At 61.1% G+C, this 20134-nt stretch carries 13 protein-coding genes; 8 read left to right on the forward strand and 5 right to left on the reverse strand.

Annotation, left to right across the window (positions count from 1 at the left end; translation table 11 throughout):
* The first annotated feature begins 160 nt into the window (after positions 1-160).
* Together AB5202_RS02170 and AB5202_RS02175 are read left to right on the forward strand one after the other, a co-directional pair.
* Positions 161-3457 (forward strand): 4-alpha-glucanotransferase, encoded by a 3297-nt coding sequence (locus AB5202_RS02170; protein ID WP_368144101.1) that lies wholly within the window; start codon positions 161-163, stop codon positions 3455-3457.
* Between the two features lie 88 nt (positions 3458-3545).
* Positions 3546-3782, forward strand: coding sequence for an FmdB family zinc ribbon protein (locus AB5202_RS02175; protein ID WP_006233925.1), 237 nt, complete (start codon positions 3546-3548; stop codon positions 3780-3782).
* A gap of 141 nt (positions 3783-3923) precedes the next feature.
* Here the strand turns inward: AB5202_RS02175 and AB5202_RS02180 are convergent, their stop codons facing one another.
* The 5 genes from AB5202_RS02180 to gltX all read right to left on the reverse strand — a co-directional run bounded on the left by AB5202_RS02180 (position 3924) and on the right by gltX (position 11115).
* Positions 3924-5324, reverse strand: coding sequence for an RsmB/NOP family class I SAM-dependent RNA methyltransferase (locus AB5202_RS02180; RefSeq protein ID WP_368144099.1), 1401 nt, complete (start codon positions 5322-5324; stop codon positions 3924-3926).
* Positions 5321-6241 (reverse strand): methionyl-tRNA formyltransferase, encoded by a 921-nt coding sequence (gene fmt, locus AB5202_RS02185; RefSeq protein WP_368144097.1) that lies wholly within the window; start codon positions 6239-6241, stop codon positions 5321-5323. Before fmt ends, AB5202_RS02180 begins: the two co-directional genes overlap by 4 nt.
* 327 nt (positions 6242-6568) lie before the next feature.
* Entirely contained in the window at positions 6569-7105 is a 537-nt protein-coding gene (def, locus tag AB5202_RS02190) for a peptide deformylase (RefSeq protein ID WP_368144095.1), read from the reverse strand.
* An 18-nt stretch (positions 7106-7123) separates the two neighbouring features.
* A complete protein-coding gene (gene priA, locus AB5202_RS02195) occupies positions 7124-9550 on the reverse strand; it encodes a replication restart helicase PriA (protein ID WP_368147472.1) in 2427 nt (808 codons plus the stop codon).
* Positions 9551-9639: 89 nt separating this feature from the next.
* Positions 9640-11115, reverse strand: coding sequence for a glutamate--tRNA ligase (gene gltX, locus AB5202_RS02200; RefSeq protein ID WP_368144093.1), 1476 nt, complete (start codon positions 11113-11115; stop codon positions 9640-9642).
* 278 nt (positions 11116-11393) lie between these two features.
* Between gltX and metK the strand changes: the two genes are divergently transcribed.
* The 6 genes from metK to AB5202_RS02230 all read left to right on the forward strand — a co-directional run bounded on the left by metK (position 11394) and on the right by AB5202_RS02230 (position 20061).
* Positions 11394-12674 carry a methionine adenosyltransferase gene (gene metK / locus AB5202_RS02205; protein WP_368144091.1) on the forward strand — a complete coding sequence of 427 codons (1281 nt, stop codon included), beginning with the start codon at positions 11394-11396 and terminating at the stop codon, positions 12672-12674.
* A 343-nt stretch (positions 12675-13017) separates the two neighbouring features.
* The gene (sdaAA, locus tag AB5202_RS02210) at positions 13018-14625 is read left to right on the forward strand and encodes an L-serine ammonia-lyase, iron-sulfur-dependent, subunit alpha (RefSeq protein WP_368144090.1); all 1608 of its coding nucleotides are present in this window, start codon (positions 13018-13020) and stop codon (positions 14623-14625) included.
* A 149-nt stretch (positions 14626-14774) separates the two neighbouring features.
* Complete coding sequence (locus AB5202_RS02215; protein WP_368144089.1) at positions 14775-16508, forward strand: L,D-transpeptidase; 1734 nt, start codon at positions 14775-14777, stop codon at positions 16506-16508.
* 132 nt (positions 16509-16640) lie between these two features.
* Entirely contained in the window at positions 16641-18077 is a 1437-nt protein-coding gene (locus tag AB5202_RS02220) for an efflux RND transporter periplasmic adaptor subunit (protein ID WP_368144087.1), read from the forward strand.
* Complete coding sequence (locus tag AB5202_RS02225; RefSeq protein WP_195544698.1) at positions 18077-18850, forward strand: ABC transporter ATP-binding protein; 774 nt, start codon at positions 18077-18079, stop codon at positions 18848-18850. The genes AB5202_RS02220 and AB5202_RS02225 overlap by 1 nt, the downstream gene beginning before the upstream one ends.
* On the forward strand, positions 18847-20061 hold the full coding sequence (locus tag AB5202_RS02230; protein ID WP_035138239.1) for an ABC transporter permease: 1215 nt from the start codon (positions 18847-18849) through the stop codon (positions 20059-20061). The genes AB5202_RS02225 and AB5202_RS02230 overlap by 4 nt, the downstream gene beginning before the upstream one ends.
* Positions 20062-20134 lie beyond the last annotated feature (73 nt).

Here is a 20134-nt window from a genome sequence, read left to right on the forward strand (position 1 = left end):
ATATCGCGATAATTTGGATGGTAAAACGATTTTCTAGGACAACCGTTCGCCGATGGTAAACGGATGTTGTTTATACAGCCTGTGTACAACAGATATACTTACATCTTGTGCGTAAAGCCCATGACCAGCAGGCCATGATTCTATTGAACTGGACCGTACTATGAGATTGATACACAACAGCCGTCTGCCGCAGTTTCGCACTCCGTTTGGCGCTGTGACCACAGGAACTACCCTTTCGCTCTCCGTGATTCTAGAGGATGCCGATCCCAACCAAGCAACGCTTACGCTGCGTACCTGGGTTGACGAGATCGGTGAGTCTCGGTATCCCATGACGCACGAGGGCGACGGCATATTTACTGTAGAGCTTAAGTGCACCGAGCCCTGTCTTATCTGGTACAGCTTTATCTGCAATATCGAGGGCCAGCCCGAGGTTCGTCTGGGCGCACCGCAGGGCCGTACCGGCGGCGAGGGCGTAACCTACGACTACGCCGAGGTCCCGTCCTTCCAGATTACCGTCTACAAGCACCGCGAGAACCGTCCAGCTTGGTACGAGCAGGGCATGGTCTACCAGATCTTCCCCGACCGCTATGCCCGCGACGAAAACTGGCGCGAGCGCACGCTGGCTCAGGTCGAAAAGCCGCGCAACGGAATCCAGCGCCGCATGGTCGAGGACTGGAACGAGCCGCCCGTGTATGAGCGCGCCGAGGACGGCTCCATCAAAACCTGGGACTTCTACGGCGGCTCGCTCAAGGGTATCCAGGAAGACCTGCCCCGCATCGCCGAGCTGGGCTTTACGGCCATCTACCTCAACCCCATCTTTGAAGCCGCGAGCAACCACCGCTACGACACGGCCGACTACACCAAGATCGACCCGATCCTGGGCACCGAGCAGGACTTTACCGAGCTGTGCCAGGCAGCCGAGAAGCTCGGCATCTCCATCATCCTGGATGGCGTCTTCAACCACACGGGCGACGATTCGATCTACTTCAACCGCTACGGCAACTATCCTGGCGTGGGCGCGTGGCAGAGCGAGGATTCGCCGTGGCGCGATGCGTTTTATTTCCACGAGGACGGCTCGTACGACTGCTGGTGGGGCGTGGGTAACATGCCTGCCATCAATGAGAGCTCCGAGCTGGTACGCGAGCGGCTCCTGGGCAAGGACGGCGTGATCCGTAAATGGCTACGTGCCGGCGCTCATGGCTGGCGTCTAGACGTGGCCGACGAGCTTTCGGACGATTTCCTGACCGAGATCAAGAAGGCAATACTTGCCGAAAAGCCCGACGCGCTGCTGCTCGGCGAGGTCTGGGAAGACGCCTCCAACAAAATCAGCTACGGCCATCTGCGTCGCTATCTACAAGGCTCCGAGCTCGACTCGGCTATGGATTATCCCTTCCGCGACATGGTCATCGGCTTTTTGATGGGCTACAAGAACGCCTACCAGGCAGCCGAGGATATCGAAACCCTGCGCGAGAATTATCCGCGTGAGGCCCTGTCTTGCGCACTAAATCTGCTTTCGAGCCACGACCGTCCGCGCATTATCTCGGTGCTCGGCGGCGGCCCTGACGAGTCGCAGCTGCCCGAGTGCGAGCGCAGCAAATGGCGCCTGGACGAGAACTCGATGGGCCTGGCCAAGAGCCGTTTTTGGCTCGCGACACTCATGCAGATGACCTTCCCGGGTGTGCCCTCAATCTATTACGGCGATGAGTACGGCTTGGAGGGCCTGACCGATCCGGGCAATCGCCGCACGTTGCCTTTGAAGGAAGACCTGCACGACTTCGATACACTCGCCATCCTTAAAAACGCCTCGGCCGTGCGCCGTGCCCTGCCGTTTATGGTTGACGGCGATATCAAGGCCTTCGCGCTCAACGACGAGGTACTCGCCTACACGCGCACCGGTAAAGACGGTGAGGCCGCGACGGTTATCATCAACCGCAGCTTGCGCAATTCACACCGCGTGACGATTCCGGCGCTCGACGAATGTGCGAGCGATGTGATTAGCGGTCACGAGTGCGAGATTCACAATGGCACCGTCACACTCGATCTGTATCCGCTGGGGTCGTCGATCATCTATCACCACGCCGAGCAGCGTCTGCAAGAGCCGCTCGATCACGGCGCGGGTGTCGTTTGTCACATCACCTCGGTACCGACCGACGATGGCAAGCCCGGCACAATCGGTGCGCCCACGCGTCGCTTTATCGACCACCTGGCCGCCATGGGCATGCGCTACTGGCAGGTCCTGCCCGTCAATCCTACGGACTTCTTCCGCTCCCCTTATGCCGGCCCTTCGGCCTTTGCAGGCAATATCGACCTGCTGCCCGAGAGCCACGAGGAGTTGGCTGCCGACTTCGTCACCTGGAAGACCCACGGCGGCGAGGATGCCGACCCGCTGTACACGGCGTTTAAACATCGCAACGCCGACTGGCTCGAGAAGTACTGCGTCTATATGGCCGTCAAAAAGTACTTTGAAGGCGAATCGCGCCACGATTGGCCGGCAGATGTTGCGCGCTACAACGAGCATCTGATCGACGATAAACGTTTCCACGACGAGGCAGAGCTGCAGGCTTACATGCAGTACCGCTTTGACCTGGCCTGGTGCGAGCTCATGAACTATGCACACAAGAAGGGCATCGAGGTCATCGGCGATATTCCTATGTACGTGTCCGACGATTCGGCAGATGCGTGGAGCGAACCCGAGAACTTCTGGCTGTCTGATACCGGTAAGGCAATCGAGATCTCCGGTGCGCCGCCCGACAACTTTGCGCCCGAGGGTCAGGTGTGGGGCAACCCGACGTTCCGCTGGGACCACATGAAGCAGAACGGCTATAGCTGGTGGATGGATCGCCTACGTCGTGCGTTCTCGCTCTACGACCGCGTGCGCCTGGATCACTTCCTGGGCTTCCACAGCTACTTTAGTATTCCCGCGGGCAAGGCTTGCGCCGAAGGTCGCTGGCTGGCGGGTCCAGGCAAGGATCTGTTCCAGACTGCCTATGACGAGCTGGGGCCGCTCAACTTTATCGCAGAGGACTTGGGCTACCTGACGCCCGGTGTTCGCGCCATGGCTTCGACCTGTGGTTTCCCCGGTATGGACGTGTTGGAGTTTAGCGACTACGACGTCCGTTGCGGCGTACATCCCACGCCTGGCAAGATCCTGTACACCTCGACGCACGATACGTCGACGCTCGCCGGTTGGTGCACGCGTTCCTTTGCGGGCGGCGACGAACCGAGCGGTGTTGAGGTGGCGGCCAAGCTGATGAGCGACGCGCTGGTAAGCGACGCTCCCCTGGTGATGATGCCGCTGCAGGATGTCCTGGGGCTTGGCGACGACGCGCGCATGAACGTACCGGGCGTGGCCACGGGCAACTGGACCTGGCAGGCTGACGAGGCCGACGTTGCGGCCGCTGAGGGCAAAACCGCACAGCTCCTGCGCAACACGCATAGATTCTGGGGCGAAGCGTGATAAAACGCCCGATATAGGGTACAGTTACAGACGTTTGAATTTTTGCGGGCAGAGTAATCTGCCCGCTTTGTGCTGAAAAGGAAGTATTATGGCGCGCTACGATTACAAATGCTCGAGCTGCGGCAACGTGTTCGAGGTTGAGCATCCCATGTCCGAGACCCCCGAGGTCGTGTGCCCGAGCTGCGGCGCTCCGGCGGCCAAGACGTTCTCGGCCAGCGGCATTAAATTTGAGGGCAGTGGTTTCTACAACACCGACCAGCGAAGCGGCGGCTCCAGCACCAACGCCACGAGTGGCTGCTGCGCCAACTGCCCGCATAGCCACTAGGAACCAAACAGCCCCGCGATCAACATCGATCGCGGGGCTGATTCTTTAGCTACCCAGGCATCTCTATGAGTTGCGGTGAAATAAGGTCTGTTTGGCGGGTAGAAGCCGATATTCAATCCCTATTTCACCGCAACTTAGTAGCTACTTGTGGACCAGGCGGGCGCAGAAGTGGCCGTCGTAGGAGTCGGCGTTTATGGGGACGCTCTGGAAGAAGCCTCGATCGTTCTGGCGCACGGCGACAAGCTTCTTGGCCTGCGCGAAATCGGGAAGCTGCAGAATCTGAGATTCGGAGAGCGGTGCCACGGTAAAGCCGGCGCCCTCGGGAGAGGCCAGGAAAGCATCCACGACCTGCGTGTTCTCTTCATCAAAAACCGAGCAGGTGGCATAGATAAGCTCACCGCCGGCAGCCACGCGCACGGCTGCTTCCTTGAGCATCGTCAGCTGCAGACGGGGCAGCTCAGTCGTAACGTCCTTCTCGGTCAGACGCCACGGAATCTCGGGATGACGGCGCATAGTGCCAGTGCCCGAGCACGGGGCATCGATAAACACCGTGTCGAACAGGGCGGGCTCGCCAAGCATCGCGTCAAAGGACGTGAGCACCTCATTGAGCTCGCAGGCATCGCCCGACACCGTACGAACACCCGATATACCCGCCTTATGCAGGCGCGCGAGATTCTGATCGCACTTGCGATCGTGCAGATCGAGCGCGGTATGCTGACGCTCATACCCGGCACGCTTGGCCTGGCACATCATCACATAGGTCTTGGTACCACGACCGGCACCAATCTCAAGGCAGCTACCAGGGCGCGTGGCAGCTGTGGCGATAAGCTGCGCGTTGAGATCAGATGCCACCGCGGCAGCACGCTCAAACACACCCGAAGCAACGGTAACCTGGGCATCAACCGGGGCATGGCAGCCCGGGAAGACAGGCGCGACGAGCTGCGAGATATACGGATCGGGCTTGGTCGCAAAGGCGTTCTCATGCAGGGCCAGCGGCGCAGGTGCCAAGTTGCCGGCAAAGTTAAGCGCACCCTCTGGCGTGTCAAACGACGCCATGATACGAGCGCACAGCCAACGCGGCAGACCCATCAAGCGCGACAGACGAACCAAGCGTCGCTCAGACTCATTCACATCGGACGCCGTGGCAAAGTCCTCAACGTTGTCCGCGACCTTATGCAGCACGGCGTTGGCCAAACCAGCGGCAGACTTAGCTCCGCTGCGCACCAGCTCAACACCCTGACTTACGGCAACGCGGCCAGGCGTATGCAGATAGAGCATCTCGAAGGCCGAGATGCGAAGCGCCATGCGAACACGCGGCGCAACCTTTTTAGGCTTATCGAGAAACTGATCGAGCAGCTCGTCCAAAATACCCTGCGTGGCGGCCACACCCAGCGCCAAGCGGGCGGCAAAAGCGGAATCGCGCTGGTCAATAGCCTTGGCCGATGCGCGAGAGGACAGCACGTCACGCGCATACATGCCGCGGCGATCGGCCTCCATCAGCACATCGAGCGCAAGCTTGCGCGCGGGAGACAACTTGCTCATGACAAAACACCCCACGAAAGATCGGCGCCCTGCAGGCCAGCAGCCCAGGCGGAAGCGGCCATAGCACGCTTGCCATCTGGCTTAACCTCGAGCAACTCAACCGAGCCATCGGAAAGGCCAAGGTAGACGCGCTTGGCTTGAACGGCAACAGCGCCCTCGCCAAGCGACACATCAGCCGACGCAGCATCGAGCACACGCACGGTCTTGCCGGCAATCACGCAACGAGCAGGCGCGGTATCGGACGAAGCGAGCACATGACGCACGCAATCGAGCGCAGCCATCTGCGGATCCAGACGCATCTCCAGCTTGGAAATCTTGGCAGCATGAGTGACGAGCGACTCATCCTGCTCGGTCCAAACCGCCGAACCATCGGCAAGCGAAGGAAGTGTATCGGCAAGCAGTTTGCCGCCAAGCTCACCAAGCTCCATGGTCAGCGCCTCGGCATGCTTACCGGCAATCGTGGTCGAGGCCTGTGCACAATAAGCACCAGTATCCACGCCATGACCGATGCGCATGATAGAAACGCCAGCGACCTCATCACCAGCGAGAATCGCACGCTGAATAGGAGCAGCCCCACGCCAACGAGGCAGCAAGGACGCATGAACATTCACAATGCCGAGCGGCGCCATATTCAAGACCTCATCAGGCAAAATACAACCATAGGCAGCCACGCAGAAAATGTCAGCCTGGGCAGCCCGGAGCGCCTCAACAACCTCAGGCGTCATACGATTAGCCTCAACGACCGGCAACCCCAGCTCAAGCGCCTTAGCCTTAACAGGAGACGGCTCCAACTTTTTACCACGCCCACGAACAGCATCAGGACGAGTAACAACAAGCGCAATCTCGTTACCAGCCTCAACAAGCGAAACCAGCGAAGGCACAGCAAAATCAGGCGTACCCATAAACACAATACGCATAAAGAACGTCTCCCCTCAACCAAAGCCGAGACGGCTACAAAGAGCAGCGGAAAGCCAAGTACCCAGACCATCCGCAATAACAATTCAACAAGAACAAATATACCCAAAACCAAAGAAAGAGCCGCAATAAAAGCAGCTCTTTCAGCAAAGCACCTATCAGCGAAGACGCCCTTCCCTGGCCCGACGGCATCCGGGCGAACCGAGCCAGAACAACGCTGTCCCCGGTGCTGAGCGCCCACATATCGTCCCGCGCGCAGTTTCGCAGCAAAGCGAGAATGTTTGAGCACGGGATGATATGTGGGCGCTCAGCACCGGGGACGGTGGGACCTACTCCGTCTCGCCCGGTCGAGCGCCGCGGGCCAGGGCGTCCTGGTACTCCATGACTGCTTTGATCCTCTGCATCGGCTTCAGTCGCTCAAACATGGTGTTGCCGTGCAAGTGATCGATCTCGTGCTGCAGGCAAACGCAGAACAAATCGCCCGAGGCCTCGTAGCGAATCAGGTTGGCGTTTAAGTCGTACGCCTCGACCACAACATGGTCGGGACGCTCGATCTCGCAGCTAATGCCAGGAATGGAAAGGCAACCCTCGCTAAAGGGCACCAGATGGTCGCTCTGCTCCACGATCACGGGGTTAATGAGCACGTACGGGTCGTAGTCGTTCTTGTCGCTGTAGTCGCAGTCGATGGTGACGAGCTGGATGAGCTCGCCGATCTGCGGAGCAGCCAGGCCGCAGCCACCGTTCTCGAACATCATCTTCTTCATCTTCTCGGCAAGCGCTTCGATTGCCGGGGTGATCTCCTCGATGACGGCGCACTCCTGGCGCAGACGAGGGTCGGGCGACAGTACGATTCCGTTGGCTTCCATGGCCATCCTTTCGAGTTGTTACATCAAATCATAGGCGTCGACGTCAACGCTCACGCTCACGCCGCGCACAGAGCCCACCTCTTTGAGGCAGGCGTCGATATCACCAGAGACATGGTACCCCACGGGCGACTTCACAAGCAGATGGAAGCGGTAACGGTCCTTGGCTCTCTCGATTACACACGAAGCCGGGCCCAGCACCTGCGGCACCGCGCTGCCCGCCCGCAAAAAGTCGGGCGCGGCAGCATGCCAGCGGCGCTTTAGAAGCTTTGCAATGCGCCCGATGTAGTCCTGCGCGTCGTCTCGGTTCGCCGACCACACCAAAATGTTAACCAGGCGAACAAACGGCGGATACAGGGCGTCGCGGCGCTGGTCCAGGTCGTAGTCGGTAAAGATCGAGCGGTCGTGCTCGGCGACGGCGCGAATGACCGGATCTTCGGGCAGGTAGGTCTGGATGATCACCTCACCGGGGCGATCGCCGCGGCCGGCGCGGCCCGCAACCTGCTCCAGCAAGTCGTAGGCGCGCTCTCCTGCGCGGAAGTCCGGCAGCTTGAGGGCGAAATCGGCATTGACCACGCCCACGAGCGTGACCTCGGGAAAGTCGAGGCCCTTGGCGATCATCTGGGTGCCCAGCAGCACAGCACAATCGGCGGCATCGAACTGCTCGAGCAGCTTTTTGTGCGCATCCTTGCCGCGCGTGGAATCGGCATCCATGCGAATAATGGCGACGTCCTCGGGAAGCATCTGGTGCAGCGCGTCCTCGATCTGCTGCGTGCCCAGACCCATTTTTGCCAGGTAGCGACTGCCACATTTGGGGCAACGGCTCGTGGGCGCGGGATACGGCTGCACGCGCCAAGACGAACCGCAGGTGTGGCACTGCAGCGTGTGTGTGCGCTCGTGATACGTAAGCGCGGTGGAGCAGTGGTTGCAGGTGGGCACGCAGCCGCATTCGCGGCACATCAGAAACGGCGCAAAGCCACGGCGGTTATGCAGCAGCACGGCCTTCTCGCGGCGCTCGACCACACGCTCTAGGCCCTCCATCAGCGGTTTTGAGAACATGGAACGGCTGCCGTGCGAGAACTCACGGCGCAGGTCGGCGATCCGAACCGTCGGCAGGACTGCGTGTCCCGGGCGCTCGGGCATCTCGACGCGCGTCCAGGTGGCACCGTTATACGTGCCACGGCGGCAGCGATCGAGGGCCTCAGCAGAAGGCGTGGCGGAGCCCAACACGAGCGGGCAGCGGTAGCGCCGCGCCATCTCGGCCGCGACCTCGCGCGCATGGTAGCGCGGACTAGAGCCCTGCTTATAGCTGGTCTCGTGCTCCTCGTCGATGATGATGAGACCCAGGTCGCTGAGCGGGCAAAAGAGCGCCGAACGCGCGCCGACGACAACGCGGGCCGCACCGCTGGCGACCATATCCCACTGGTCCAGGCGCTCGCCAGCAGAAAGACGCGAATGGAACACGGCTACCGTCTCGCCAAAGCGCGAGCGGAAGCGGCCGACGGTCTGGGCCGTCAGCGAGATCTCGGGCACCAGCACGCAGGCCGAACGGCCGGCCGCCAGCACGCGCTCAATCGCCGAAAGGTAAACCTCGGTTTTGCCGGAGCCGGTGACGCCGTCGACAAGGACCACGTCTCCGTGGGCGTCCAGACGGGCGCGCTCAATCTGCGCGAGTGCCTGTTGCTGGCCGTTGGTAAGGGAGACCGGCGCCTTACCGTTTGCCGAGGACAGCGTGGTCTGCTCGATGCAGCCGCGCCACGCACGCCGCTCTTCCACCACCACGACGCCGCGTTTTTCGAGCGCCTTAATGGTCGCCGACATACTGTTGTAGAGAAGGTTGAGGTCGCGCGTCGTGACCGGCCCGCACTGGAGCGCCTCGATGAGCTGACGCTGGCGGACAGCAGTCCTGGGCGGCGTATAGTCGAAACCCTCGGGCGTGAGCATGACCCAGCGGTTTTGGATAGGCTTGACGGCGGGGCGCACAACTGTCCACACGCCGTCGTCGCCCTTGACCACACGCGGGCTGACGCCCGGGGGCAAGAACAGGCGCAGGCACTCGGAAAGCGTCGCGACATACTCGCGGCTCATCCAGCGTGCGATACGGGCAGCCTCGGCGGTAAAGAGCGGTTTGCTGAGGATAGCCTCGATGGGCTTGATGCGCGCGGGATCGAGAGCGCTGTTGCCCTGCAGGTCGTCCAGCTCAGGCGCAATGTCGACGATATAGCCCGCGGCGGCACGGTTACCAAAGTGGACCAGGACCGTGGATCCGATCTGTGCCTCGTTGGCAAGGGACCGGGGAATGCCGTAAGCAAACGGCTCGGACAGCGCACGTGTGGGAATGTCGAGGACTACGCTCGCATAGGCGGCGACGGGTTCAGGTGCGAACTCAGGCTTGGCCGGAGTCTCCTCCGGTTCCGGCGAACCAAACAGTGACAGTTGCTCGGCCATGGTCTCTGTACCTCCCATCCCATACGTCTTTAGAAACAAGAGCCCCACTCGTGGTGAGCGGGGCTCGGATACATGCGTTTACGCGACTGTTACAGCGCCATCGTGCGGGCGCGGTCGATACGCGCCAGACAGTCGTCGCGGCCGACGAGCGCCATGGCCTCACCCAGCGGGGGGCTCACCATGTTGCCGCAGACGGCGACGCGCACGGCCTGGAACACCACGCGCTTCTTGAGGTCCATCTGCTCGGGCAGCGGCTCAAGCGCGGCGTCGATGTTGGCAGCCGTCCACTCGTCCACGCCCTCGAGCGCGGCCTTGGCGGCGTCCAGAATGGCGCCCATGCCTTCCTTGGCCAGGCCCTTGTTAACGGACTTCTCGTCATACTCGAGCGTCTCGGCCGTAGCGAAGATGGGAGCGGCGACGGTCACGGCGTCGGCCGGCATCTTGGTGCGCGGCTTGACGATAGCGGCAAGCGCGTCGATCCAGTCCTCGCCGTACTCGACATTACCCTCGATGAGACCCGCCTCGTGCAGCTCGGGGACCATGATCTCATCGGCAAACTGGGCGTCGGACATACCGTTGATGTACTCGGCATTGACCCAGTCGAGCTTCTTGGGGTCGAAGGTCGCCGGGTTCTTGGAGATGCGGTCGAGCGAGAACTTGCTGGCCAGGACATCGCGCGGGATGATCGTGGTCTCGCCGTCGAGCGACCAGCCGAGCAGCGCCAAGTAGTTGACGAAGGCGTCGGACAGGTAGCCGGCGTCGCGGTACTCCTCCACGGAGGTGGCGCCGTGGCGCTTGGAGAGCTTTTTGCCGTCGGCGCCCAGGATCATGGAGATGTGGGCGAACGTGGGCACGGGAGCGCCGAGGGCCTCGTACACCATGACCTGACGCGGGGTGTTGGACAGATGGTCGTCGCCACGGATGACATGGGTGATCTTCATCATGGCGTCGTCGACGACGGTCGCGAAGTTGTACGTGGGCGTGCCATCGGAGCGGAAGATGACAAAGTCGTCGAGCTCCTTGGCGTCGAAGGTCACCTCGCCGTGAACGGCGTCGTGGATGACGACATCGCCGCGGTCCTCGGGCACCTTGATGCGCAGGACGTAGGACTCCCCGGCCTCGATGCGGCGGCGGGCCTCCTCGGGATCAAGATCGCGGCAACGGCGCTGATAGCCCTGGAAGGGGTCCTTGCGCTCCTGCGCGGCCTTGCGGTCGGCATCGAGCTGCTCCTTGGTGCAGAAGCAGGGATAGGCCTTGCCCTCGTCCCAAAGCTTCTGGGCGGCCTGCTTGTACAGGTCCAGGCGCTCGGTCTGGGCGTAGGGTCCAAAATCGCCGCCCACCTCGGGACCCTCGTCCCAGTCCAGGCCCAGCCAACGCATGGCGCGCAGGATAATCTGCGTGTTCTCGTCGGTAGAGCGGGTGGGGTCGGTGTCGTCGATGCGCAGGATGAACGTGCCGCCGTTTGCACGGGCGAAAGCCCAGTTATAGATAGCGGTGCGGGCGCCGCCAATGTGCAGCTTGCCCGTCGGTGAGGGTGCAAAGCGGACGCGAACGTCTGATGCCATGGAAATCTCCTCGATTGCAGGATGGATGTCTAACCGCACCAGTATAAAGCATCAAAGCAACCTCCGCACAAAGGGCACCGACCTACTCATTGGGGACAGACTTAAATGACCAGTCGTTGGAGACGTTCTTAGTTTAAGGCTGGTCATTTATGTCTGTCCCCAATGAGTAGGTGCGGAAAGGGTGTGAATGTTTGATTTACGCGCTATGATGTGCCCTTGCATAGAGAGCCCGGCGGAATGGTAACGGTCGCCGGGACACGTTTTTTGAAAGGACAATTATGTCGGAAGAACTTCGTTCCATCCCGCCCCAACACGGGTCCTTTGTCTTTACGTCGGAGTCGGTGACCGAAGGTCATCCCGATAAGATCGCTGACCAAATCAGCGACGCCGTCCTCGACGCAATCCTCGCCAAAGAAATAGAGCTGCAGGAGCAGGGCTACATCGCCCCCAACGGCGTGCCTGCCAACGTAGAGAACGTCCGCTGCGCCTGCGAGACCCTCGTGACCACCGGCACCGTCATCGTCGCCGGCGAGATTCGCACCCAGGCCTACGTCGACGTACAGGAAATCGCCCGTGGCGTTATCCGCCGCATTGGCTACAACCGCGCCAAGTTCGGTTTTGACTGCGACACCTGCGGCGTTATGAGCCTCATCCACGAGCAGTCGCCCGATATCGCCCAGGGCGTCGACGAGTCCTTCGAGACCCAGACCGGCGCGACCACCGACCCGATCGACCTGATCGGTGCCGGCGACCAGGGCATGATGTTCGGTTATGCCTCCAACGAGACCAAGACCCTCATGCCCATGCCGCACTACCTGGCAAGCCGCCTGGCCGAGCGCCTGGCCGCCGTGCGTCACGACGGTACCCTCGCCTATCTGCGTCCCGACGGCAAGACCCAGGTCACCGTGCGCTACGAAGATGGTAATCCCGTCGAGGTCACGACCATCGTCATCTCCACGCAGCACGCCGCCGAGATCGAGGACATGGGCAAGATCAAGGCCGACCTCATCGAGCACGTCATCACCCCGGTCATGGCCGCTGAGAACATGCCGTGGGACAACGCGGACATCTACGTGAACCCCACCGGTCGCTTTGTCGTGGGCGGCCCCATGGGCGACACGGGCCTCACCGGCCGCAAGATCATCGTCGATACCTACGGCGGCTACGGCCGTCACGGCGGCGGCGCCTTTAGCGGCAAGGACTGCACCAAGGTTGACCGCTCCGCCGCGTATGCCGCGCGTTGGGTCGCCAAGAACGTGGTCGCCGCCGGTCTGGCCGACCGCTGTGAAGTCGAGCTTGCCTACGCCATCGGCGTTTCCAAGCCCCTCTCAATCATGGTCGACACCTTCGGTACCGCACATATTGCCGAGGACAAGATCGTCGAGGCCGTAGAGAAGACCTTCGACCTGCGCCCGGGCGCCATCATCCGCGACCTAGACCTGCGTTGCCCCATCTACGAGAAGACAGCAGCCTACGGTCACTTCGGCCGCGAAGACGCTGACTTCACCTGGGAGAAAACCGACCGAGTCGAAGAACTCAAAGCAGCCTGCGGCCTGTAAGCCAACGGCAAAAGCTGCAGCCAAGAAACAACGCACCAAAAGAAGTACCGGCTCCAACCGGTACTTCTTTTTTATTTAAAGGCGGTGAAGATGAGCCGACCTGGGACATGGAATAGGTCATAGGCCGATAAATTTCGCAGCAGAGCGACTCCAACCATGTATCCTAAGTTCCGAGGGCTTTGGTATCTGGTCGGTCGCGAGTTCCGCACGAGCCGGAGAGCACTTAATGTGCTCTCCGTGCGAGCAGGACTGCCCGAGCAGGCGACCAAATACCAAAGCCCTCGGAACGGCGGGATAGAGTATGCCCCGCCCCTCGGGACGACGGGATAGAACAGGAGCGCATATGGCAGGCAAGCCGCAAACACTAGCTACGACCTCTGCATTCGAGATCTTGGGGCCCGTCATGGTCGGCCCCAGCTCATCGCACACCGCCGGCGCCCTGCGCTGCGCCCAAGTTGCCGCCAGCCTGCTGGAAGGCCGCATCACCAAAGTCACCTTTGGCCTGTGGAACTCCTTCGCCCACACCTACCGCGGCCACGGCACCGATCGTGCGCTCGTCGCGGGCATCCTGGGCCTCGACACCGATGACGAGAACATCAAACAAGCCTTCGACCTCGCGCGCGAGCAGGGCCTCGAATATCACTTTGACATCAAGGGCGACGACGCCTCCATCCACCCCAATACCGTCGACATCGACATGGTCGACGACACGGGCGCCACGGCACAGGTCCGCGGCGAGAGCCTGGGCGGTGGCAAGATGCGCATCAGCCGCATTAACGGCGTCGGCGTCGACATCTCGGGCATGTACTCCACGCTCTTCGTGGCGCACAAGGACGTCCCCGGTGTACTCGCCGCGCTCACCAACCTGCTCGCCTACGCCCACGTAAACATCGCCTTCTGCCGCACCTACCGCACCGAAGTGGGCGGCCAGGCCTACTCTGTCTTTGAGACCGACGGCGCGCCCGACGACACCGTCGTCCCCATGCTGCGCAAGCTCGACAATGTCGATTACGCAACGTTTATCGAGCTCCCCGGTTCTGCCTCGTCGCTCTCCCCCGGCGTCTCGGCAAAGGAGATCTTCGACGACGGCGAGCAGCTGCTCGATGCGTGCGAGGAACTGGGGCTCAGCATTGGCGCCGTTATGGCCGTGCGAGAGGCGCGCCTGACCGGTGAGGCGCACGCCGTCGCCGCCATGCGCCGCGTGCTCGACGTCATGCGCGAGGAGACCACAGCCCCCATCGCCAATCCGCAGCGCTCGCTCGGTGGGCTTATCGGCGGCGAGGCCAAACTCGTCGATGCCACCGTCCGCAACGATTTGAGCACAAGCCTGATGGGTGCTGTCCAGACCGACGCCGTGGCTCGCGCCATGGCCGTGCTCGAGCGCTCCGCCACGATGGGCGTGATCGTCGCCGCCCCCACGGCCGGCTCCGCGGGTGTTGTGCCCGGCTGCGTGCTGGCGCTCGCCGATCGCCTGCAGCTCGACGACGAGCAGGTCATGGACGCGCTCTACTGCGCAGCCGCCATCGGCCTCAACCTCACCACAAGCGCCTGCGTTGCCGGCGCCGAGGGCGGCTGCCAGGCCGAGGTGGGAAGCGCCGCCGCCATGGCAGGCGCCGCGCTGGTGCAGATGCTCGGCGGCACGCCCGAGCAGGCGCTCGACGCCAGTTCCATCGCGCTGAGTAACCTGCTGGGCCTCGTTTGCGACCCCGTCGGTGGCCTCGTGGAGGTGCCCTGCCAAAACCGCAACGCCATCGGCGTGGCAGCGGCCTTTAGCTCTGCACAACTCGCCCTCGCAGGCATTAAGAGCTTGGTGCCGTTTGACCAGATGGCACATGTCATGCTCTCGGTGGGTCACGCGTTGCCGGCCACGCTGCGCGAGACGGCAAAGGGCGGCATCGCGCAGGCTCCGGCCGCACTTTCGGCCTGTGCAAAATGCGGTGTGTGCGGATAGCGACAAAGAACGACTCAAAGGTGGGACAAATGTCCCACCTCTTTTGAATGCCACCGTTTCCGTACCACAAACAGCAGGGCAATCGCTATAATGCAAGCCCAGTAAAAACACGATGAACCGCAAGGCGAAAATCGAAGGATATGCATACGATGTCGCAAAACGATCGAACTCAACTGATTCCCGATCCGCAGCAGCCGAGCAGGCACGCCGGCGGCGTTCAGTCGCCGCGTCCTATCGCGCCGAGCCACGGTCAGCAGCGTGGTGCGGCAAACGCTTCTCAACGCCCGAACCAACAGCGACAGCAGCGTCAACAACGTCAGCAGCACCAGGCAAACGGCAATGCGCCCAAGCAGCCCCCCACGCACGCTCGAAGCGATCGCGGCCCCGCGCGCAAGTCCGCCGGCGACAATAAGTCGGGCAAAAAGACGACGCTCTTTGTCGTCCTGGGTCTAATCGTCATTGTCTATATCGTAGGCGTCGTAGCATTTTCGCAGGTAGCCTACCCCAACACCACCATCGCCGGCGTCGACGTCTCATTCTCCAACGCTTCGTCTGCCGCAACCAAGGTCAACTCGGCATGGAAGCACTATAAGCTCATCGTGACAGGAGATGACTTTAGCTGGACCTATCAGCCCGAGTCCGATGAACCCATCGTCGACGGTGAGGCTGCTGCAAAAGAAATCATCAACCACAACGAAGCCTTTATTTGGCCGGTCCGCCTTGTGGAATCCTTAAGCGGCAAGACCAAAACAACCGCTACCTCCAACGAAGTCGATCTTGATCAAGACGTCGACCTGTCCATGCTCTCCGACACCTTTGACCAAAAGCAGTTTGAGAAGGATCTGGGCGCCGCCATCGACGAGTTTAACGAGGGCCGTTCGGGCACGTTCGAGGCAAATAGCTCCTATGACGAGCAGGCCGGCAAGTTTACCGTCGAGAAGGCGCGCTCCAACGAAAAACTCAACCGCGAGCATGTCATTAAATATGCCGAGCTCGAGCTTGCCTCGCTGGCCGAGACCGTCGATCTTTCCAAGCTCGGCAACGATGCCTATGAACCGCTCAATGGAACGCTGACCGATGATCAGATTCAGGCCGCATGCGATGCCGCCAACAACTTCCTGGGCGTCAACGTGACCCTCAAGCTCAACGGCGAGGATGCCGGCAAGGTCGACGGCAGCTCCGTGTTGCAGTGGATCAGCTTTGCCGATCCGGCCAATCCCACGCTCGATACGTCGCAGATCAGTAGCTGGGCAGCCGAGCTCGCCAACGGCTTTAATACCGTGGGCTCCACTCGCTGGTGGACGCGCGCCGATGGCAAGCAGTGCGCCGTCGAAGGCGGCGACTTTGGTTGGTCCATCGACAGCAGTTCGCTCGCCAAGCAGGTCGAGGACGCCATTAACAACAAGCAGACCGGCGAGATCGAGATCAAGTACTCCCAGAAGGCCGACACCTTTACCGCAAAGGGAGAGCCCGACTGGAAGGCGTATATCGACGTCGACCTGTCCGAGCAGCACGCGCGCTACTATGACGAGAACGGTAATATCGTCTGGGAGGCCAACTTTATTTCAGGCAAACCGGGCGAAGACGCTACCCCCGAGGGCGTGTGGCAGATCAACAGCAACGACGGCGGTAGCACCCTGATCGGAGCCAAGGACCCCGAGACGGGCAAGCCCAAATACGAGAGCCCGGTGAGCTACTGGATGCCGTTCGAGGGCAATATGATCGGCTTCCACGATGCCACCTGGCAAAACGACAAGAGCTTCGATAACGCCGAGTCGTACAAATGGTGCGGCAGCCACGGCTGCATCAACCTGCGCCTGGCAGACGCCAAGGCACTTCACGACTGCATCAAAGTCGGCCTGTGTGTGGTTGTCCACTCGTAGTGCAACGCGCACATTCATACAACGTGGAACCGCTGCGACCAATCTAACAGTTCCGAAAGAAACCGTTTTATGCGCCCGCCTCAACCGGTGGGCGCATATACTTATCGAGGTACTTTCTATAAAGGAGACGCTATGCCGAATGTCCCCACGACCACCCCGGGCCCGGATGATACCGAGCATACGCTCGAAGATGTCACCGAAACGATTCCTCTGATTACAAACGTACATGCCGATAAGCAGAGCGGACGCGCGAACGATGCGACCGAGATTTCCGATGAAGAGGCATATGCCAAGCTCAAGGCAAAACGTGCCGAACGTCGACGCAAAAAGCTCATCCGACGCGGCATTGCGGCCGGCGTCGTGGCCGCCATTGTGCTCATCGCCGTTGTCGTGACCCTGGTTATCAATGCGCAGCCACAGGGCACTAGCGGGCCTGTGACCGACATGGTGACCGAGGGCACGTTTACCACAACGGTCGAGGCGAAAGGCCAGCTCAAACCAATTTCGTCCTCAGTGGTCTCCCCTTCTGTCGACGGCACGGTCGATTCGATCAACGTGCAGGCGGGCCAATCCGTCAACGAGGGCGACGTGCTTATGACCATTAAAAACGACGAGCTCGATCGCAACGTTGCCGAGGCACAGCGTGCAGTTGCTGCCGCTCAAGAAGACCTCGCTAATGCGAAGAAAGCCGCAGCTGCCGCTCAGGCCACCCCAACGACGGACGTCGATGGAGCTTCCGCAGCGGCTGGCGTCTCCGACGCATCAGCGGACACGAACGCCGTATCGGCCGCGCAGCGCAGCCTCGCTTCGGCCCAGGCAAACCTCGATCAGGCGAACGCCAAGGCCGCCAGCCGTACGGTCACGGCCCCGAGCTCGGGCAGCATCGTGGAGCTCAACGCCAAGGTGGGCGCCACGGTAACAGGCGGCATGATTATGGGCGAAAGTGATACGAGCGGTGGCAAGCAGTGCATGCAGATCGCCGACCTATCCAAGATGAAGGTGACCGTACAGGTGGGAGAAAAGGACATCGCCAAGATCGCCGTTGGGCAGAGCGCCAACGTCACGTATCCCGCGTTTCCCGATATCGTGAGCCAGGGCACCGTCACGGCTATCGCGTCGGTGGCAAACTCCGACGCCGCTAACGGTGGCGGCGGCAGCGTAACCTTTAACGTCGACATCCTCATCGAGGCGCCCGACGCGCGCCTGAAGCCGGGCATGACGGCCGAGGTCTCGGTGGTGACCGAGCAGCTCGACGACGTGGTGATGGCGCCGACGATGGCGCTCATGACCGAAGACGGCGAACACTATTACGTCAACGTGGCAACCGATGACGAGGGCAAGCAGACCCGCCGCGTGAAAGTGACCGTCGTGACGCAAAACGACAACGAAGCCGTAGTCGGCAAGACACAGGTCAAGCGCGACGACCAGGGCAACGAGATCAACCTTAACGTGCCGATTACCAAGCTGCGCGATGGCGACACCCTCGTCATGGACACCGGAGCGGACGCAACGGCTGACGGCGGCTACAGCACGGATTCGGGCAGAATGTCTGACGACGAGGGCATGTAATGCGTCCCGTTATCGACATCCGCAACGTGCACCGCATCTTTGAAAGCGAGGCAGGTTGCGCCCACATCCTGCATAACGTGAGACTGGCGGTAGATCCCGGCGAGTTCGTCGCCATTACTGGCCCCTCGGGCTCGGGCAAATCAACCCTCATGAACATCCTAGGCTGCCTGGATAAGCCGACGGCGGGCGACTACTACCTGCAAGGGCTCAACGTGGCCGAGCTCGATGATGACGAGCTCACCGAAGTCCGCGCCCTGAGCATTGGCTTTGTCTTTCAGAGCTTCAACCTGCTGCCGCGCCTGTCGGTTATCGAAAACGTGATGCTGCCGCTGGCCTACACCAATGTGCCCCGTAGCCAGCGCGAGATGCGCGCCGTGCACGCGCTGCAGGCTGTCACGCTGCCCGTCGACCACTGGGACCACCGCATATCCGAGCTCTCGGGCGGCCAGATGCAGCGCGTCGCAATCGCGCGCGCCCTCGTCAATGACCCGCCCATCATTCTGGCTGACGAACCGACGGGAAACCTGGACTCCGCTACCGGAGCGCTTGTGATGGAGACCTTCCATAAGCTCCAGAAGCGCGGCAAAACCATCGTGCTTATCACACACGACCCCGGCATCGCCGCCGAGGCCGACCGTGCCGTGACCATCCGCGACGGTCGCATTCACGACGGCGCGTATATTCCACATGCACCGCGGACCCTGCGCAGCGCCGTAGATAGCCTGCCCATGATTTCCGCCTCCGCCAACCCGCCGAAAGGAGAGATGGCATGAGCGCCCGCGATCTCATCCAGGAAGCCCTTCACTCGCTCGAGGCCAACAAGGGGCGCAGTCTACTCACCATCCTGGGCATTGTCATCGGCATTGCCTCGGTTATCGCCATGACTTCGCTCATCGGCGGCATCCAAAACAGCCTGGTCAACAGTCTGGGCCTCAATGCGGCACGCATGGTGCAAATCTATTCGTCGCAAGAACTCACCGAGTCCGACATCGAGAAGCTTCAAAAACTGGTGCCGCAGATAGAGCAGATCGGCATTGTCGACAGCGCGTATACCGAGTATAAGACCGGCGATAAAAGCTATACCGTCATGGCACAGGGTGTCGATAGCGACATGCTCGACGCCGTGGGGGCCAGCAAGCTCGTTGCGGGGCGCACCTATTCCCAGGCCGAGTCCCAATCAGGCTCGCGCGTGGCGCTCATCAGCCGCGGCGGCGCCGATCAGCTTTACGGCAACGAACAGGATGCGCTGGGGAAAACCATCAAGGTGTCCAACGGCGAGGTGCAGATTGTAGGTGTGATTGATGGCGGCAACGACTCCATGGGCTCGCTCACGCTGTATATGCCGCGCGAAACCATCTCAGGCCTGTTTGGCGACGAAAATCCTTCATTCCCCAGCGTGACGGCTCTTGCCGCCGAGGGCACAGACATGGACGAGCTTTGTAAGACCATCGAGTCCAAGGTGCGCGCAATGAAGGGCATCGCGGAGGATGATGAGTACGACAGTGTATCGGCGACCTCCATGAAAAGCGCCATCGATGCACTCAACTCCTTTATGGGCGCGTTCTCGCTCATCATGGGCGCTGTCGCCAGCATCTCGCTGCTTGTCGGCGGTATCGGCATTATGAATATGATGCTCACCAACGTGACTGAGCGCATCCGTGAGATCGGCATTCGCCGTGCCCTGGGCGCAAGTCGTCGCGATATCACCGCGCAGTTTTTGGCCGAGTCCTCGGCGCTGTGCGTCACCGGCGGACTGTTGGGTGTCCTGATTGGCTATCTGCTGGCATGGGGACTCACGTTCTTTGCCGCAAGCTCGGGCATCATGAGCGAGTTTGGAGCTACCGGGACGATCACGCCAAGCTTCTCCATTACAACAGTGTTGATCGCGTTTGCCGTATCGGTCGGCATCGGCGTAATCTTTGGCTTCTACCCCGCTCGCCGTGCAGCAAAGCTCGACCCGGTGGAATGCCTACGCTACCAGTAAGCCACCACCAACAAGTTGCGGTGAATTAGGGACTGAATATGCTATTTAGCAGCAAAAACAGACGCTATTTCAC

The sequence above is a fragment of the Collinsella aerofaciens genome (assembly GCF_040915545.1).
Taxonomy (GTDB): Bacteria; Actinomycetota; Coriobacteriia; order Coriobacteriales; family Coriobacteriaceae; genus Collinsella; species Collinsella aerofaciens_BE.

What these genes read in the sequence shown, in the direction of transcription:
- AB5202_RS02170 (WP_368144101.1), top strand. Translation starts at nt 161, where the DNA reads ATGAGATTGATACACAACAGCCGTCTGCCGCAGTTTCGCACTCCGTTT.
- AB5202_RS02175 (WP_006233925.1), top strand. Translation starts at nt 3,546, where the DNA reads ATGGCGCGCTACGATTACAAATGCTCGAGCTGCGGCAACGTGTTCGAG.
- AB5202_RS02180 (WP_368144099.1), bottom strand. Translation starts at nt 5,324, where the DNA reads ATGAGCAAGTTGTCTCCCGCGCGCAAGCTTGCGCTCGATGTGCTGATG.
- fmt (WP_368144097.1), bottom strand. Translation starts at nt 6,241, where the DNA reads ATGCGTATTGTGTTTATGGGTACGCCTGATTTTGCTGTGCCTTCGCTG.
- def (WP_368144095.1), bottom strand. Translation starts at nt 7,105, where the DNA reads ATGGAAGCCAACGGAATCGTACTGTCGCCCGACCCTCGTCTGCGCCAG.
- priA (WP_368147472.1), bottom strand. Translation starts at nt 9,550, where the DNA reads ATGGCCGAGCAACTGTCACTGTTTGGTTCGCCGGAACCGGAGGAGACT.
- gltX (WP_368144093.1), bottom strand. Translation starts at nt 11,115, where the DNA reads ATGGCATCAGACGTTCGCGTCCGCTTTGCACCCTCACCGACGGGCAAG.
- metK (WP_368144091.1), top strand. Translation starts at nt 11,394, where the DNA reads ATGTCGGAAGAACTTCGTTCCATCCCGCCCCAACACGGGTCCTTTGTC.
- sdaAA (WP_368144090.1), top strand. Translation starts at nt 13,018, where the DNA reads ATGGCAGGCAAGCCGCAAACACTAGCTACGACCTCTGCATTCGAGATC.
- AB5202_RS02215 (WP_368144089.1), top strand. Translation starts at nt 14,775, where the DNA reads ATGTCGCAAAACGATCGAACTCAACTGATTCCCGATCCGCAGCAGCCG.
- AB5202_RS02220 (WP_368144087.1), top strand. Translation starts at nt 16,641, where the DNA reads ATGCCGAATGTCCCCACGACCACCCCGGGCCCGGATGATACCGAGCAT.
- AB5202_RS02225 (WP_195544698.1), top strand. Translation starts at nt 18,077, where the DNA reads ATGCGTCCCGTTATCGACATCCGCAACGTGCACCGCATCTTTGAAAGC.
- AB5202_RS02230 (WP_035138239.1), top strand. Translation starts at nt 18,847, where the DNA reads ATGAGCGCCCGCGATCTCATCCAGGAAGCCCTTCACTCGCTCGAGGCC.